The organism is Legionella sp. km535 (genome assembly GCF_003990085.1).
In the GTDB taxonomy this organism is placed as follows: Bacteria; Pseudomonadota; Gammaproteobacteria; order Legionellales; family Legionellaceae; genus Legionella; species Legionella moravica.
Map to the genome: position 1 here is coordinate 53,043 of NZ_RZGU01000006.1, position 14,422 is coordinate 67,464.

The window sequence follows — 14,422 nt, forward strand, 5'->3', positions numbered from 1 at the left end:
ATACTGGATACAGTATCAACATAGAGGACAGGTTACTTGGAATCAAAAACCAATTACACCATAGTCGGTCTCACCGTACTTATTTTGATGGCGGCACTTTTGTCCACAGCATTGTGGTTGTCTGTTGGCTTTAATCAGAAAGTATATTCTTTTTATACAGTCTATCTTCGTGAATCGGTTTCAGGACTAAGTGAGGAATCACCTGTAAAATATAACGGGGTACAGGTTGGATTTGTTAAAAAAATTAAATTGAACATAGATGATCCTCGACAAGTTGAATTAACCTTGAGTATCGAAAAAGGGATCCCCATAACGACCAGCACTTCCGCTACTTTAATTTCACAAGGGATAACCGGAGTAACCTTTATTGGGTTATCTGCAGGTTCTTCTGATTTGACCCCTCTCCAAAAAATGCCGGGCGAACCTTATCCAGTTATTCCTGCAAAACCATCATTATTCAATCAATTGGACACTATATTAAAAGAAGTCTCTGAAAACGTGAGCAAGGTCAGCGATCAGGCACAACGTATTTTTAACGAGGAAAATGCGGCCTATGTTCGAAATACTCTGTCGAATATCGACAAATTTTCTAAAGTGATGGCATCTAACAGCAAAAATATTGACAGCAGCCTTAAGAGTGCGGATGTATTTTTGGCCAATATGGCTAAAGTCAGCAAAGATTTTCCAAAAATACTCAATGAGTTAACGGTTGGTGTTAAAAAGTTTAATGCAATGGCAGAAGACATCAGTGTTGCCGGCAAGAGCGTATCTAAAACTATGAATGCGAGTAAAGTTACAGTGGATAAAATATCGCAACAGACACTTCCGCCTGCGGTTCTGTTGTTACGTAGATTGAATGCTATATCGGCAAATCTTGAAAAGGTTAGCAATGAAATGCGCCAAAATCCATCGGTAGTGATCCGTGGAACCAAACCACCTGAACCTGGCCCTGGAGAATAGCCATGAGAATTCTCAGTATTTTTATTTTGAGTTTTGGACTAATCAGTTGCTCTCCAGTTAAAACGCCTGTGACCAGCGAGTACCAGTTGAGCTCGTTCAGTGCCAAACAATGGGTTGCGAAACCGCGCCATGTTTCCATTTTAGTGACTGCTCCAGACGCCGTTGCCGGATTTCAGACCGAACAAATGATGTATGTTAAAAAACCATACCAATTAGAGGCGTTTGTAAAAAATGCCTGGACGTCACCTCCAGCAGACATGTTATTTCCTTTGTTGGTTCAAAGCCTGCAAAGAACAGGTTATTTTTATGCAGTAACTTCAAGTCCTTATAGCGAAGAAGCGGATTATCGTCTGGATACTCAACTATTAACCCTGGATCAGAATTTTTTGAAAAAAACCAGCGTGCTTGAGTTCGATGTAAAAGTCGTCTTGACCCGAACTTCAGACAATAAAGTAATAGGCTCACGAATTATTAGTCAACATATTCCCTGTTTGGCAGATACTCCCTATGCAGGTGTGGTAGCCGCAAACAAAGCCTCTTTACAGTTCACAGCACAAGCAGTCGATTTTGTTATTTCGCATATAAAAACTGACTCAGTAATAGCCAAAAAATAAAAAGAATTGTACAATGGCCCTCCATGAACATTATGTGTGATTTTTAATAATAAAAAGAACTAAAGGAGATTGAGGATGAAAGCCGGATCATTATATAAACTGGGACTGCTTATAGCGAGTGTGCTGTTAGTTGCTTCTTGTTCCAAGACACCAGGCAGTGCCGATGGTGCAGCATTGAGTGATGGTGATGCTTCTGCTCAGGGCTTAGGTCAAATGACCCATTTCGCTGGACAGGAACCAGGTGAATCCTATACTACTCAGGCTCCTCATAATCAGTTGTATCTGTTCTCTTACGATGACAGTACTTTAGCATCAAAATATTTGCCTTCTGTTAATGCGCAGGCTGAATATTTGAAAACCCATTCAGGCGCTCGTGTTTTACTTGCTGGTCATACTGATGAACGCGGTAGTCGTGAATACAACGTTGCTTTAGGTGAGCATCGCGCAAATACAGTTGCTGACATTTTATTTATGGCTGGAGTCAGCAGACAACAAGTACGTGTAGTGAGCTACGGTAAGGAGCGACCTGCAAATTACGGCCATGATGAAGGATCACACGCACAAAATCGACGTGTTGATTTTACCTACGAGGCAACAAGATGATTCACTGCAAAAAAACCATTATCGCTGCTTGTTTTACAGTAATGCTCCCTCTGACTTCTTGGTCAGAGGCACCTGTGGTAGATGATAGTGACAATTTTGCAATTATTGATGGACAACAGATGGCTGATGAGTCTTCTGTTGTCAATCCAAAGTACGATGACCCCCAAATTGAAAACGCTGAACTGGATGGACCTCGGAACCAGAGATATTCAATGGATGATTCATCCTCTGATGACGGTCCGGCATTGGTTAAAGACGATCAATCCAGTGATACTAACAATATAAACAACAATGCCAAATTAATAGAAAAGATATTGAGCCTTCAGCAGGAAGTTCAGGAGTTACGTGGTCAACTGGAAGTTCAGGCACATGATTTAAAATTATTGCAACAACAACAGATTGCATTCTATAAAGATTTGGATGCTCGGTTAGGTAATGCCGCGGGTAAATCGGTTCAGAATAAACCAGTAACTGATCTCAGTGCAGGCTCTAGTACCGCTGCCGTACAAACGAACGCCTCAAACAGCGCTCAAAATAAACCAGTAACGATTCCAGTAACAACCAAACCTGTAGTCGCTGTCTCAAGAGCTAACCCGGCTGATGAACAAATCAGTTATTTAGCTGCATACGAATTAGTAAAAAACAAGCGTTATGATGACGCCATAGGCGCCATGCAAACCTTTGCCCAAAAATATCCGAACGGTGGTTATACGGCAAACGCAGAATACTGGTTGGGCGAATTGTATCTGGTAAAAAGAGAGTACCCTAAAGCAATAGAACATTTCGAAACCGTACTGCAACGTTTCCCATCATCCAGCAAATCAGCAGCAAGTTTGTTAAAATCGGGATATGCATTCGCTGCAAAAGGGGATACTCAGGAAGCAAAACGAAGATTTCAACAAGTGGTAAAAACTTATCCTGGTACTCCAACTGCTCAATTAGCTCAATCCAAATTGGACGCACTATAATCTCTATGAAACGCCTTAATAATCAATTGAGAATAACGGAAATATTCCATTCATTACAAGGAGAGTCAGTTACTGTGGGTTTACCCACGGTGTTTGTCCGCTTAACAGGCTGCCCATTACGATGCCAATATTGTGATACTGCCTATGCTTTTAACGGTGGAGCGGTTCAAGAAATTGATGATATTCTGGAAACTATCTCCTCCTATAATTGCAACCGAGTGTGTGTTACTGGTGGTGAACCACTGGCTCAACCGGGTTGTCTCTCACTATTAGAACGCTTATGTGAGAGGGAGTATCAGGTTTCAATAGAAACAAGTGGTGCTCGCGATATTTCAGAAGTCGACTCTCGTGTCATGATCGTGATGGATTTAAAAACTCCTGATTCGCTGGAAGCGGATAAAAATCTGTTTGCTAATCTGGATTATTTAAAATCTACCGATCAAATCAAATTTGTTTTATGCAGCCGTAAAGATTATGAATGGGCCTGTGATTTGATAAAAGAGCATCGTTTGGCAGAACGTGTTCAATTGCTGTTTTCGCCCAGCTGGAATCAACTGAACCCTACCGATCTCGCTAACTGGATCGTGGAAGATAATCTCCCCGTTCGTTTTCAGCTACAATTACATAAGATTTTATGGAATGATGCACCCGGTCATTGACCACAAGGAGAACTTCTATGCATTGGCTTGCTCAGGCACCTTCTAATATTGCTTTGATTAAATACATGGGTAAAAAGGATGGAAATTCAAACCTGCCTGATAATTCTTCATTGTCCTATACCTTAAATCATCTATTAACGACAGTTAAACTGGAACAAATCCCAACCAAAAAAGACATGTGGGAACCGCTCAATATACCTGGTGCACCAGAGTTTAAATTATCCGCAGCCAGTCAGAAAAGATATACAGAGCATCTGGGCAGGATAAAAGATTATTTCGGTTATACGGGAGGTTTTTTAATCCAATCCAGTAACAACTTTCCACACAGCAGCGGATTGGCCAGTTCAGCATCCAGTTTTGCAGCATTAACCAAGTGCGCTGCCAATGCACTCAGCGAATTAACCAATAAACCTTTGCCCTCTATTGATGAGCAAGCTCAACTCAGTCGGTTAGGATCGGGTTCTTCATGCCGTTCTTTTTATTCCCCATGGGCACTTTGGAAAGAGAATGAGGTTAAAGCCATTGATCTGCCTTATAAAAATCTGATTCATCAGGTTATCGTGGTCAGTAGTGAGGAAAAAAAGGTATCTTCCAGCGAGGCACATCAACGAGTGAAATCCAGCCCTTTTTATGCTGAAAGAAATCACAGAGCTGAAGAAAATTTGAGCTTATTACTTGATGCATTTATGGATAAAGATTGGCAGCGTATTTACACCATTTGTTGGCGTGAATTTCAGGACATGCATAACTTATTTAGTTCATGTGAACAACCATTTTTCTATATGTCTCCGCATTGTTTGGAAATTTTAAAAATCCTTGAGGCCAACTGGAAAAAAGAAGGGGATGGGCCAATTGTAACAATGGATGCAGGTCCTAACATTCATTTACTGTATCGTCCTGAGCAAGAAGACCAAGCACGTCAATTTAAATCACAATATTTGTTGGGTAACTACGATGTTTTATGATTTTGAAACAACGACCTATGGTAAATGGATTCTCGCTGGAGAGCATGCGGTAGTTAGAGGGCACGAGGCTTTGGTTTTTCCTATTAAGGAACGGCAGTTAAAACTGTACTACAGTGCTCAATCTCCTTCATTGAGTGCTGATTACACAGGAACCAGTGGTCAGGACATGCATTTATTGTTTTGGAGCGTCCTGGAACAAGGAATGAAGTTATTAGGCCGATCTTTGAATCAAATTGGCGGCCACTTTGAATTGGTAAGCAATATTCCGGTTGGTGTCGGAATGGGGGCTTCGGCTTCTCTTTGTGTTGCAATGAGCCGATGGTTTTGCGCACAAAATTTGGTTGAAGAAAGCCAAATTAATCTATTTGCCAAAGAGTTGGAACATCTCTTTCATGGAAAAAGCAGTGGACTTGATATTGCAGGGGTTTCTGCTGAAGAAGGAGTTCATTTTAAAGGAGGGGAATGCAGCCCCTTAAAACAAAAAATGAAGCCACAGTGGTATTTGTCTTCGTGCGGTCAAATTGGAATTACCTCTCATTGCATTCAGCAGGTTCAAAACCTTTGGAATACAAATCCTGTATTAGCTCAAAAAATTGATCGGGAAATGGTTGATGCTGTTCAACAATCCCGAATTGCTCTTGAATCCGGTGGTGACGATTCAATTACGCTTTTGGCCAAGGCAATGAATAAAGCGGCGAACTGCTTTTTTCAATGGGGTCTGGTAAGTGAAAGTTTGCAACAGCATATGAATACTTTGTTTGATGATGGTGCAATCGCGGTGAAGCCAACGGGCTCAGGCGACGGGGGATTTGTTTTAAGTCTCTGGGACAAACAACCCTCTGGATTTCAGGAATTTATTGCCGTTTAATTGTCAACAGACTCTAATCAACAAACTGATAATAAACCTCATACTCTTTAATCATCCCTAACTCGGATCGAGCTTGTTCTTCAAGAGCTTGATCACCGCGTTTTAATTCTTTAATGTCCGCTTCCAGCGCTCTGTTGCGAGCAGCCAGTTTTTTATTTTCACGCTGATGATCTTCCAGTTTTTTTTCGAGATTAATCCATTGAATAACATTTCCATCACCCAGCCAAAGCTTATGTTGTAAAACAACCAAAGCAATTATCAGGATGATGAATATAGGGCGCATGGTATTTGCCTATTAATGTATCTATTAATATTGTATTCCCTTATGACCAGATGGGGCAATATCTGGTAGAAGTAATTATGTATTTAATTTGTTTATAATTGATAAATGAAATAGTTCATGACGTTAAATTAGCTAGAGGTGGGTTTTTCATTCTCATAATGATAGTGCTAGATTAGTTTTGCTTATTTTCAATAAATGATCAACATAAAGCTTGGATAGAGTTTCAAGATCAGTGTTCAGGATGACGAATAAAAACCTTCATTCCGAGTGATATGCTGAATCGTTAGCACCTCTTCAATTTGCAGTCCAGCTCTAAAGGATGGATCAATTATGTCTCAGTTAATTAGCCTGTTTGCTCGCAAACAGGATTTTATGAACAAACTATAAGCTTCGATTTAGAAGCTAGAGAAATTATGATCCTGTTTGCGAGCAAACAGCTCTGAACCTTTTTAACCTCTTCAATTTGCAGTCCAGTTTTGAGGTATGGATTCCGCGGTCAAAGCCGCGGAAATTCGAAGCATGGTCATGCGAATTCCCGCGGCTTTGACCGCGGGATCCACTGGGTTAAGCCAATGCTCTTATCAAGAGAAAGAGTGAGATGAACGATCTCTTGAGGGTATTGCATGACCACATGTTAAAAAATCTCAATGTTATCGTAATAATATCGATTTTCCAGCATAAGGAAGATCAGCCGTTTCATTAATACGCAGTAATTGATTGTATTTGGCTGTTCGGTCAGTACGGCATAAGGAGCCGGTTTTAATTTGTCCACATCCCGTAGCTACAGCAAGATCCGCTATAAAGGTATCCTCAGTTTCACCAGAACGATGTGACATAACACAAGTATAGCCGTTTTGCTGTGCTAATTTAATGGCTTGTCGTGTTTCACTTAAGGTACCGATTTGATTGACTTTAATCAAAATGGAATTAGCGATCTGCTGAGCAATTCCTTCTTGTAGAATTTTGGGATTCGTTACAAAGAGATCATCTCCAACCAGCTGTATTTTTGAACCAAGACGTTCAGTTAAATGCTTCCATCCAGCCCAATCTTTTTCATCCAGACCGTCTTCTATGCTGACTATCGGGTAACTTGCCACCAGATCAGCATAATAATCAATCAATTGAATTGAATTAAAATTCAGACGTTCTGAAGCCATATGATAATTGCCTTCATCATATAATTCTGATGCAGCGACATCTAAAGAAAATACAATATCCTCACCCAGACGGTAACCTGCTTTTTCAACAGCCTCACTAAGCATATCCAATGCTTGTCGATTGGATTTTATATCCGGAGCAAAACCACCCTCATCTCCTACCGATGTATTTAACCCCTGTTTTTTAAGCACGGCTTTAAGAATATGAAAAATTTCGGCACCCATACGAATCGCTGTTGGAAAATCAGGCGCACCTACAGGCATAATCATAAACTCTTGAATATCTACATTGTTATCCGCGTGTGCTCCGCCATTTAATATATTCATCATTGGCACTGGCATGGACATTGTTTCGCCATGATTCAAAAGGGTATATAGGGCTTTATTTTGATAGATTGCATTAGCTCTGGCGCTTGCCAAGGATACGGCAAGGATCGCGTTTGCACCCAGACGAGATTTATTTTCTGTCCCATCCAGATCACACAGAACACGGTCCAGTTGTTCCTGATCATCAACACTGGCTCCCTTTAGCACCTGATTTATTTCAGTATTAACATGCGAAACGGCTTTAAGTACTCCTTTCCCGTTATAACGTTTTAAATCATTATCTCTCAACTCACAGGCTTCTCGAGTTCCAGTAGAAGCTCCGGATGGAACGCTTGCTCTTCCTATCATTCCATTGCTTAAAATCACATCTGCTTCAACCGTAGGATTTCCACGGGAGTCTAAAAGTTCACGTGCTTGGATTTTGGCTATTTGCATATTCATTCCTGATTGTGATTAAAATAATTAAATCGAAACAGCTCCGAGGTCAATTAAGGCATTCGCCAGAGGAACCAAAGGTAAACCAAGAATCGTGTCTTCATTTCCTTGTACGTCCTTAAATAACCATTTACCTTGGCTTTCATATTGGTAAGCACCACAGCTATGGTAAGGTTGTTCATTTTGTAAGTAAGCTTCGATGTTCCTTTCGCTTAGGCAGTGGAGCGTTAGATAAGCTATTTCATGATGTTGCCATAATACGTGATTGTCTTTTGCGATACAAAGACAGGAAATTTGTTGGTGTTTTTTTCCGCTTAACAAACGCAGATGCTCAATTGCTGTCTGATGATTCAGTGGTTTATCTAAAATCCTTTTATTTACAACGCACAATTGATCTGCTGCAATAACGTAATGATCCGGGTATTTTTTACTCACTTCAAGCGCTTTAGCGGTTGCCAGGGCAAATCCTAAATCAGTCAGGTTGCTGGATTGATGGATATTCTTAATTGCTTCTTCATCACAATTGGAAGGTATAACTAAAAATTCCAGTCCAAGGGAGTGGAGTAATTTTTGCCTGATAGAAGATCCTGATGCCAGAATCAAAGGTTCTTGTTGCAAAAATCTAGACATAAATAGCTACCGATGCCATCAGGAGAAAGCCTATAATAACGAAGCTGAAATCAGTAAGATTACAGCAACGCTCTACCATGACGCAACGCTCCAATCCATGCAAAGTTCCCAAGTAGAGGAAGGTTCCCGCCGAGGCGGCTATTAATATAGGATCGAAGAGAGAGCGGGTTTCAATTCCATGACCGAAAAACCAGCCAAGATAGATTCCTAACGGCGTCATGAAGCTGAACAAAATAAAAAAGATCATGCTTTTATTGGTAGTCATGGAACTTTTGTTTAATTGAACTGCAATGGCAAAACTCTCTGCCCATTTATGCGTGATTATAGCTAAAAAGAGCATGATTATCATGGAGTTATAATGAGCTAGTCCTAGCGCAGCCCCTAACATAACAGAGTGTACTGAAAGCATGGCCCAGGCCAAAATAGCAAAAGCAGGGTGTTCGGAGCTGTGATGGTGATACAGTTCCTTTCCTAAATGTTCAAACCATAAAAAAATCAGGAATACAGCGCCTGTAATAATAAAGGCAAATGGATAGTCATAGCCCATGCTTTTAAATAAAGAGTTTGACTCGGGTAGCATATGAAGCAAAGCAGCTCCCAAAAACACCCCTGTAGCCAAAGTTTCACCGATAGGGAAATCGATATGTTTATCGTCTTTAATTCGCTTTCTAAATGGGTACCAGCCTGCAATAAGTATGACAATAAAAATGGATATGGCGAAAATAATTTTTAAACCCGTAGCCGAAAACATGAAGTATTCCTACTTTATTATGAGTTATATCTCTGTATGCCATCCTATACCGAAAAAGAGGGTACAGTCAGGGATGTTACAAAAGGAGTATGATATCCCAATTGCTGATTAATTTACCAGATCCTATTTGCTGTGATGCATTATTTCATGCAAACTTAATAATCGTACCTCTTCAATATCTGCTTGCAGTTTTAATGCAAGAACAATTCGATCATGCAATTCCTGCCATTGAGTAAAGTCTTCCGTACATGCAATATCAATACTGATTTTTCCATCTAAATAATGCAAATTCCAAAACAGGATTTGTGGAAAATCAATATGCACTTCATTTAATAACTGTTCTTGAATGACTGACCGGCAGGGCAAATGTAATGAAGGACTACACACTTCATCGTCTTCCGGATCGACATGAACAATGACGTCCTGAACGCTGGCAATTTGCTCGACTAAAGCCCGATGTACGTGTTGCGCTATATAATGACCTTCTGAAACGGATATTTTAGGTGAGACCAGTATATGGACGTCAATCAAAACATCATTACCCATGAAACGGCTACGTAATTGATGTATTTTTTGTACGCCGTCAATACTTTGAATGACCTGTTCAATTTGGGATAACAATTCAGGGTCTACAGCCGTATCAACCAGTTCTTTTATGCTATTCCAACCATAATCCCATCCCATTTTAACAATCATCAAACCTACGATAATTGCAGCTACTGCATCCAGATAAACAAATCCAGCCAAGCTCCCAATAAGACCGATCAATACAACTATTGATGATGCAGCATCAGAACGATGATGCCAGGCATTTGCAGTAATTAATGGTGAGTTGATGCGCTTCCCAACGAGTTTTGTATAATGAAAAAGCAGTTCGTTGGCTATGATGGAGCAGCATATTATAGGTAAAGACAGCCAATTGGGCATGGTATGTGTCGAGTTAATTAACTCATCCAGGGCATCCCATGCAATTCCAAATCCTGCGAGTATGAGTAATTGTGCTAATAGCAGAGTGGCGGCAGTTTCAATGCGTTGATGACCGTAGGGATGTGTGTCGTCAGCATCAAGGCTTCCATATTTTGAAGCAAACAGCACCATGACATCAGTGATTAAATCCGAAAAAGAATGCACACCATCAGCTACCAAAGCATGAGAATGGTAGACGATACCGCCAATTAATTTAATGAACCCGAGTAGTGCGTTTACTAATGCTCCAATCAAGGTTACTTTTTTGGCCTGCCAATACCGATCGTTTTGTATCATTATTAATCCTTCTCAGGTCAAAATTAAAATGACATTGGATTCTTTATAAAAGCGCATCATATCATGATATCAGGTGGGGAGGACAATTTTGACTGTTAGACCGCGCTATGTGTTTCTGGGCGCTCGTATTGTTCATCTGTCATCGCTGAGTTCGCTCACTTGTGTGCGGAGAAATTGGTTTCTTTTGATCATATCTCCAGGCGTTCACCTGAATGAGCGAACTTTTGCACACAAGTATTGAACCCCCTCACCATAAACCTTCTCCCCAGAGCACATTGGTAAGTTCTGACGCATGTGAAAAATGAACTGATTTTACAAGGTATTCTAAGTACTACTCACAGGGTTATCCACAGATTTTGTGGATAAATGAGTTGCGTAATTACCGTTCAAAAAAATACAAAAGTCCTTATCCAAAAAGGATAATATGAAACACCTAAGCGTTATTTTGGCTGGAGTGAAAATAGAGGGAGGATTTTTTATCCACAGGAAATTGGTGGATATGTATAAAATAAACTTGTGTATCTTAGCAAAGAAATAATTAAAAAACAGTCTTGACATTCATATTATTGAAACTATTTTTTATCCTTGTAAAAATTGTTCAAATTGACCTAACCACCGCTGAGTAATGACTCGGGCGATTTCAGGTCTTTCAGCCAGTAATTGTTTCGCTATGGGTGGCAAAAGTGCAATTAGTGATTTATCTCGTTGTAAATTAGCTAATTTAAATTGCCTGTAACCGGTTTGCTTCGTTCCTAATAATTCCCCCGCACCTCTGAGCTCCAGGTCTTTTTCCGAAATGATAAACCCATCATGAGTGGAACGCATGACTTTTAGACGCTCTGAACCGTTTTGCGATAAAGGGCTTTGATAGAGAAGAAGGCAATGCGATTGAGCATTACCTCGACCCACGCGACCTCGTAATTGATGTAATTGTGATAATCCCAACCTTTCTGCATTTTCTATAATCATTAGACTGGCATTAGGAACGTCTACTCCAACTTCAATAACCGTAGTTGCGACCAGCAGATCAATTTCTCCTGATTTAAATGCAGCCATAGTCGCTTCTTTTTCCAATGATTTCATTTGCCCATGAACTAATCCTACCCGTACAGATGTTAATTGTTCTTGTAATTTTTGGGCTGTTTCTGTTGCAGCCATGCATTGTAATTTTTCTGATTCTTCAATTAATGTGCACACCCAATATGCTTGCCGGCCGCTGGTTATTCCAGCCCGCAATCGTTCAATAATTGCCTCTCTTTTTTCTTGATTTAGTACAGCTGTACTCACTGGAGTTCTTCCGGGGGGAAGTTCATCAATGATCGAGATATCCAAATGGGCAAAATGGGTCATGGATAAGGTTCTGGGAATAGGGGTCGCCGTCATAAGCAGTTGATGTGGAATTAATTGATCCTTTTGTCCTTTTTGCTGCAATAGCAAACGTTGCTCTACTCCGAATCGATGTTGCTCATCAATGATCACAAGACCCAATTGTGAAAATTCGACGTCCTCCTGGAATAAGGCATGTGTTCCAATAATTAGTTGGCATGAGTTATCTCCAAGAGCAGTTAATGCTTTTCTTCGCTCGGCAGCCTTCATTTTACCGCTTAGACGCAATACGGAACAATTTAAGGGCTCTAGCCAGCTGCGCAAGGTATTAAAATGTTGCTCACTTAAGAGATCTGTAGGGGCCATCAGAGCTACTTGAAACCCTTGGGCTATTGCCTGAAGCGCAGCCAGGGCCGCGATCACGGTTTTACCTGATCCTACATCTCCCTGAACGAGGCGCAGCATGGGTTTGGTTTGACTTAAATCCAGAGCTATTTCTTCAGAAACCCGTTGTTGTGCCTGGGTCAGGCCAAAGGGAAGGGCGCTTAAAAAATGAGATGTTAATTCGTTATTGACTGGTATGCATGGAGCACGTAGCTGACTACGGGATAACCTCGCGAATTGCATGCTTAATCGTTGCGCCAGTAACTCATCGAATACTAATCGTTTTAGCGCAGGATGTTCTCCAATTTCCAAAGCGTGTAATGAAGTTTCTGGGGGGGGATTATGTAATAATTTGATGGCAAAACCCAGATTGGGGAAATGATGTTCCTGTAGTTGATGTTCGCTCATCCATTCCAGCTCATGAAGCTCCTCTTCGCAACATGCCAGGGCAATCTGTACCAATTGCCGTAATCGGGTTTGGGTTAAGCCCTGCGTGGTCGGGTAAATTGGCGTTAATGTTTCATTCACCCGAAACTCGGCATCTTGATCAAGAAGTTGATATTCTGGATGGATCATTTCCAAATGATTATTGAATTCGCGAACTTCACCGAAGGCATGAATTTTTCCGCTGTTATTCAAAGCAGCGACTTGTTGTTTGTTAAAATGAAAAAATCTTAGTTTTACTACTCCTGTTTTATCTTCTACGAAGCAATTCAGCATCATTCTCTTGCCGTATTTGATCTCTGTCTTGCAAACATATCCTGAAATGACGCACCAGTCATTGGAGCGTAAATCCTGAATTGGTGTTATTCTGGTTCTGTCCTGGTAGCGATAGGGTAAGTGAAACAGCAGATCGTGCACTGTAAAAATGCCGCATTTGGCGAGTTTTGCCGCAAGGGTTGGGCCTACGCCAGCTAAGGATTCACAAGAGTTGAACAGCACGGTATTATAATTCTGTAAAAAAATGAATGATAACAGGAAAATACATGCTTTGCGACTGAGCCAGAACTTATGAACATTTCGTGGTCCGGGTAGAAGGAATTTTTAATGAGGGCGTTTTAGATACGTCTTGTGAGCATCAATCAAGAATGGGAGTTCAACAGATGAGCCGCATCATACATTTTACGGCAGCACTAATTTTAGTCTGGATATGTGGCTATTTATTAATCGCAGGTCGTGGGTTATTGATACCTATAGTGATTTCAATATTTATCTGGCATTTATTGAATACTATAAACAGCGGGATGCAGAGGATACCTTTTGTAGGATTTCGATTTCCAAACTGGATCAGTATGATTTTGTCCCTTATTGTTGTTGCAGTTATGGTGAAAATATTACTTAACATCATCAGCAATAACGTGAATGATGTGATCGAGGCAGCACCTCGCTATCAGGACAATTTAATTGCGATTTTTAATAATCTGGAAAAGCGATTCCACATTAAAGCATTTGCTGATTTTGATAGCATTATCAAGAATTTAAGCATTCAGTCTATGGTTCTTAATATTTATAGTGTATTTACAACATTAACCAGTTCGGCTGTTTTAATTTCCTTGTATGTTGTTTTTCTTTTTGTAGAACAACATTATTTCAGTCAAAAAATGGATGCATTTTTCCCTCAAAAAGAGCACAGAAAACTCGTTAAAAATATTGTTTCTCATATTACAAAAGACACACAAACGTACCTTGGTATTAAAACTTTATTAAGTTTTATTACGGCAACTGCCAGTTGGCTCATTATGAAATGGGTGCATTTGGATTTTGCTGAATTTTGGGCTTTATTAATTTTCTTTTTAAACTACATTCCCAATATAGGCGCAATTGTGGCTACTGCATTTCCTGCGGCTTTGGCTTTGATTCAATTTGAAAGTTGGTGGCCGTTTGTAGAAGTTACCTCAGGGATCGTGACGATCCAGTTTATTGTAGGAAATTTTCTCGAACCCAGATTGTTGGGAAAATCACTGAATTTAAGCCCTTTGATCATCTTGTTTGCTTTAGGTTTGTGGGGAGCCATCTGGGGTATTTTGGGGATGTTTTTATCAGTGCCTATAACCGTCATGATGATGATAGTATTCGCTCATTTTGATTCGACCAGGCCAATCGCTATTTTATTATCTCAGGATGGCCATATTAATAAGTCTTATGAGGCGATTGATTAATTTAACTTTATGGATAACCTTTCCATCTGGCATGAAAAAGAGCATAATAACAGTATTTTTGACGGAAATA

14 protein-coding genes are annotated in these 14,422 nt (G+C 40.3%); 8 read left to right on the plus strand and 6 right to left on the minus strand.

The window, feature by feature from the left end; all coding sequences use genetic code 11:
* Positions 1–36: 36 nt before the first annotated feature.
* The 7 genes from ELY21_RS05010 (at position 37) to ELY21_RS05040 (ending at position 5,637) form a co-directional block, all read left to right on the plus strand.
* The gene (locus ELY21_RS05010) at positions 37–960 is read left to right on the plus strand and encodes an MlaD family protein (RefSeq protein WP_127107446.1); all 924 of its coding nucleotides are present in this window, start codon (positions 37–39) and stop codon (positions 958–960) included.
* Positions 961–962: 2 nt separating this feature from the next.
* The gene (locus ELY21_RS05015) at positions 963–1,574 is read left to right on the plus strand and encodes an ABC-type transport auxiliary lipoprotein family protein (protein ID WP_127107448.1); all 612 of its coding nucleotides are present in this window, start codon (positions 963–965) and stop codon (positions 1,572–1,574) included.
* A gap of 75 nt (positions 1,575–1,649) precedes the next feature.
* Positions 1,650–2,177 carry a peptidoglycan-associated lipoprotein Pal gene (pal, locus tag ELY21_RS05020; RefSeq protein WP_127107450.1) on the plus strand — a complete coding sequence of 176 codons (528 nt, stop codon included), beginning with the start codon at positions 1,650–1,652 and terminating at the stop codon, positions 2,175–2,177.
* Positions 2,174–3,145 (plus strand): tol-pal system protein YbgF, encoded by a 972-nt coding sequence (gene ybgF, locus ELY21_RS05025; RefSeq protein WP_127107452.1) that lies wholly within the window; start codon positions 2,174–2,176, stop codon positions 3,143–3,145. The genes pal and ybgF overlap by 4 nt, the downstream gene beginning before the upstream one ends.
* A gap of 5 nt (positions 3,146–3,150) precedes the next feature.
* On the plus strand, positions 3,151–3,804 hold the full coding sequence (gene queE / locus ELY21_RS05030; RefSeq protein WP_127107454.1) for a 7-carboxy-7-deazaguanine synthase QueE: 654 nt from the start codon (positions 3,151–3,153) through the stop codon (positions 3,802–3,804).
* 17 nt (positions 3,805–3,821) lie between these two features.
* Complete coding sequence (locus ELY21_RS05035) at positions 3,822–4,769, plus strand: diphosphomevalonate decarboxylase (RefSeq protein ID WP_127107456.1); 948 nt, start codon at positions 3,822–3,824, stop codon at positions 4,767–4,769.
* On the plus strand, positions 4,759–5,637 hold the full coding sequence (locus ELY21_RS05040) for a mevalonate kinase (RefSeq protein ID WP_127107458.1): 879 nt from the start codon (positions 4,759–4,761) through the stop codon (positions 5,635–5,637). Before ELY21_RS05035 ends, ELY21_RS05040 begins: the two co-directional genes overlap by 11 nt.
* 13 nt (positions 5,638–5,650) lie before the next feature.
* Here the strand turns inward: ELY21_RS05040 and ftsB are convergent, their stop codons facing one another.
* From ftsB to recG, 6 genes are all read right to left on the minus strand, one after another.
* On the minus strand, positions 5,651–5,920 hold the full coding sequence (gene ftsB / locus ELY21_RS05045; RefSeq protein WP_028385260.1) for a cell division protein FtsB: 270 nt from the start codon (positions 5,918–5,920) through the stop codon (positions 5,651–5,653).
* 650 nt (positions 5,921–6,570) lie between these two features.
* Positions 6,571–7,845 (minus strand): phosphopyruvate hydratase, encoded by a 1,275-nt coding sequence (gene eno / locus ELY21_RS05050; RefSeq protein WP_233588667.1) that lies wholly within the window; start codon positions 7,843–7,845, stop codon positions 6,571–6,573.
* A 21-nt stretch (positions 7,846–7,866) separates the two neighbouring features.
* Entirely contained in the window at positions 7,867–8,469 is a 603-nt protein-coding gene (locus tag ELY21_RS05055; RefSeq protein WP_127107462.1) for a nucleoside triphosphate pyrophosphatase, read from the minus strand.
* Positions 8,462–9,220 (minus strand): ZIP family metal transporter, encoded by a 759-nt coding sequence (locus ELY21_RS05060; protein ID WP_127107464.1) that lies wholly within the window; start codon positions 9,218–9,220, stop codon positions 8,462–8,464. Before ELY21_RS05060 ends, ELY21_RS05055 begins: the two co-directional genes overlap by 8 nt.
* Positions 9,221–9,343: 123 nt before the next feature.
* On the minus strand, positions 9,344–10,483 hold the full coding sequence (locus ELY21_RS05065; protein ID WP_127107466.1) for a cation diffusion facilitator family transporter: 1,140 nt from the start codon (positions 10,481–10,483) through the stop codon (positions 9,344–9,346).
* 579 nt (positions 10,484–11,062) lie between these two features.
* Positions 11,063–13,135 (minus strand): ATP-dependent DNA helicase RecG, encoded by a 2,073-nt coding sequence (gene recG, locus ELY21_RS05070; RefSeq protein ID WP_127107468.1) that lies wholly within the window; start codon positions 13,133–13,135, stop codon positions 11,063–11,065.
* Between the two features lie 161 nt (positions 13,136–13,296).
* Between recG and ELY21_RS05075 the strand changes: the two genes are divergently transcribed.
* Positions 13,297–14,352 carry an AI-2E family transporter gene (locus ELY21_RS05075; protein ID WP_028385266.1) on the plus strand — a complete coding sequence of 352 codons (1,056 nt, stop codon included), beginning with the start codon at positions 13,297–13,299 and terminating at the stop codon, positions 14,350–14,352.
* Positions 14,353–14,422 lie beyond the last annotated feature (70 nt).

Coding starts and splice junctions, on each gene's coding strand:
- ELY21_RS05015 (WP_127107448.1), top strand. CDS start 963: ATGAGAATTCTCAGTATTTTTATTTTGAGTTTTGGACTAATCAGTTGC.
- pal (WP_127107450.1), top strand. CDS start 1,650: ATGAAAGCCGGATCATTATATAAACTGGGACTGCTTATAGCGAGTGTG.
- ybgF (WP_127107452.1), top strand. CDS start 2,174: ATGATTCACTGCAAAAAAACCATTATCGCTGCTTGTTTTACAGTAATG.
- queE (WP_127107454.1), top strand. CDS start 3,151: ATGAAACGCCTTAATAATCAATTGAGAATAACGGAAATATTCCATTCA.
- ELY21_RS05035 (WP_127107456.1), top strand. CDS start 3,822: ATGCATTGGCTTGCTCAGGCACCTTCTAATATTGCTTTGATTAAATAC.
- ELY21_RS05040 (WP_127107458.1), top strand. CDS start 4,759: ATGTTTTATGATTTTGAAACAACGACCTATGGTAAATGGATTCTCGCT.
- ftsB (WP_028385260.1), bottom strand. CDS start 5,920: ATGCGCCCTATATTCATCATCCTGATAATTGCTTTGGTTGTTTTACAA.
- eno (WP_233588667.1), bottom strand. CDS start 7,845: ATGAATATGCAAATAGCCAAAATCCAAGCACGTGAACTTTTAGACTCC.
- ELY21_RS05055 (WP_127107462.1), bottom strand. CDS start 8,469: ATGTCTAGATTTTTGCAACAAGAACCTTTGATTCTGGCATCAGGATCT.
- ELY21_RS05060 (WP_127107464.1), bottom strand. CDS start 9,220: ATGTTTTCGGCTACGGGTTTAAAAATTATTTTCGCCATATCCATTTTT.
- ELY21_RS05065 (WP_127107466.1), bottom strand. CDS start 10,483: ATGATACAAAACGATCGGTATTGGCAGGCCAAAAAAGTAACCTTGATT.
- ELY21_RS05075 (WP_028385266.1), top strand. CDS start 13,297: ATGAGCCGCATCATACATTTTACGGCAGCACTAATTTTAGTCTGGATA.